This is a genomic window from Trebonia sp. (assembly GCF_049794275.1).
Lineage (GTDB): Bacteria > Actinomycetota > Actinomycetes > Streptosporangiales > Streptosporangiaceae > Trebonia.
The window spans coordinates 1-2199 of the sequence record NZ_JBARCR010000032.1 but is presented as its reverse complement, the minus strand read 5'-3'; the positions used below and the strand labels follow the sequence as shown (position 1 = coordinate 2199).

Here is a 2199-nt window from a genome sequence, read left to right as displayed (position 1 = left end):
CAGTTTCCGCTAAAATCCCCATTCTGGCAGCCAAGATCACCGTGCCAGATGTGCCGGACTGGGCGGTGCCGCGGCCGCGGATTACCAAGCTCATCGCCGAGGGCACGCAGCGGTGCCCGCTGACCATCGTCACTGGCCCTCCCGGCGCGGGCAAAACGATGGCACTGGCGCTGTGGGCAGCGGCCGAGCCCGGGACTGTTGCCTGGATCTCCATGGACGACTTCGACAACCAGCCAGGCGCCTTCTGGTCCTATGCCGTCGCGGCACTTGGCCGGTCCGGAGTTGCCCTTCCTGCGGGGTTGTCGGCAGCTTCGCGCCGACGGGCATCGGGCCATATGTTCTTGCTGCAGCTTGCGTCGGTGCTGGCTGCCCAGAGCCCGCCGGTGTCACTGGTCGTCGACGACCTTCATGTCCTGACCAAACTGACGGTACTGACCGAGCTTGACTTCATTCTGCGGAATGCGCAGCCGGGTCTGCGCATGGTGGTCTCCTCCCGGGTGGATCCGCTGCTGCCACTGCACCGCTACCGGCTGGCCGGTGAGCTGACCGAGATCCGGGCCAGCGACCTGGCTTTCAGCACCGTCGAGGCCAGGCTGCTGCTGGCCCAGCACGGCAGCGCGCTATCGGCAGACTCCCTCGGACGCCTCATGCGGCGGACCGAGGGCTGGGCGGCCGGCCTCCGCCTGGCCGCGATGTCCATGGACGGCTGTTCCGACCCGGACCAGTTCGTCAAGGAGCTGATCACCGAGGACAGCGCCCTGACTGGCTACCTAGTGGAGGAGGTTCTGAAGGGCGCTCCGCCTCAGGTCCGAGAAGTGTTGCTGACCACGTCCATCCTGGAGCATGTCAATGCCGAAGCGGCCAGCGAACTGACCGGCGACGAGCGAGCCGGTGCGATTCTGCCGGCGATGGCTCGCGCTAACGCGTTCGTGCAGCCGACAGGGTACGGGTGGTATCGCTACCACACGTTGTTCGCGGAGGTGCTGCGGCTGAAGTTGAGGCGCGAGTACGCGGACCGGGTGGCCACTGTGCACCGGCGGGCTGCCCGGTGGTATGAGCGAAACGGAATGCTTACCGCGGCGGTGCAGCACGCTACACAGGCCGACGACTGGCAGCTCGCCGCCACCGTAGTCATCGATGCTCTGGCGATCAGCGAGATCATCGAGCCGCGGAGCAGCCCGTCCCTGGCCGACGAGTTCCGGTGCATGCCGCGCGGCGAAGCCTGGGCAGGACCGCAGCCGTATCTCGTCGCCGCCGCGGTCGAACTGGCCGCTGGCCGGTATGATTCCTGCGCCGCCGCGCTGGATATGGGCGAAGGCATGCTTGCGCCCCTTGCCGCCGATGACGACGCCGCGTGCCGGCTTGCCGCCGCCGTAATCCGCGTCACTACCTCCCGCCGCACCGGGGATCTCGTGGCGGCGGCCGCAGCCGTTTCGGATGCGGAGGCGCTGGTCAGCCGGATGCCCGAGGACAAGCTCGCCCAGCACCCGGAAGTCAGAGCGCGGGTGCTGGCCGACCGTGGGGCCGTCGAGCTGTGGCCTGGCCATCTCGACGAGGCGGCCCGCTTCCTCAATGCGGGTGTGGCCGCCGCGACCGGTCCGGGCGGAGAGCGCGAACGGGCCGCCTGCCTCGGGTATCTCGCGCTGGTGGAGGCCTTGCGCGGCCAGTTGCGCCACGCCGCAAAGCTGGCCGACCAGGCCGCGGAGGCCTTGGCCGACCAAGAGCAGCAGCCGCCCCCTCAGCAACAGGACCCCGCGGCGATTGCCGCGCTCGCCTGGGTGCACCTGGAACGGGATGAGCTGCGGGAAGCCGGCAGGCTGCTCAAGCAGCTGGACGCCGCCCTGCGTGTCAGCCCGGACAAGCTGATTGGGGCGGTGGCCTGCCTGGTAGCGGCGTATGGTGGGCTGGCTGAGGGGCACGGCGGAGCGGCCGCGCAGATGGTAGCCGGGGCACGGTCTGGGTGGTCCGTCCCGGCATGGCTCGACCGGCGGCTGAGCCTGGTCGAGTCGCGGGCATACGTGGCGGCCGGCGATACCTCGGCCGCGGCCACTGCGGCCGAGCGGGCCGGCGGCGATAGCTCGCCAGAGGCGGCGGCCACGCTCGTGCACGCATGGCTGGCCGCCGGGGACGGCAAGAACGCAAGGCTGGCGCTCGCATCCGCACTAGCGGCCCGGAGCGGGGAGCCTGAACGGGTGCGCG

Annotated in this window: 1 protein-coding gene; it reads left to right on the top strand. The window is 69.9% G+C overall.

The features are described from left to right. Window positions 1-41: 41 nt before the first annotated feature. A partial coding sequence (locus WA805_RS00885) for an AAA family ATPase (RefSeq protein WP_425241415.1) occupies window positions 42-2199 on the top strand: 2158 nt, incomplete at its 3' end.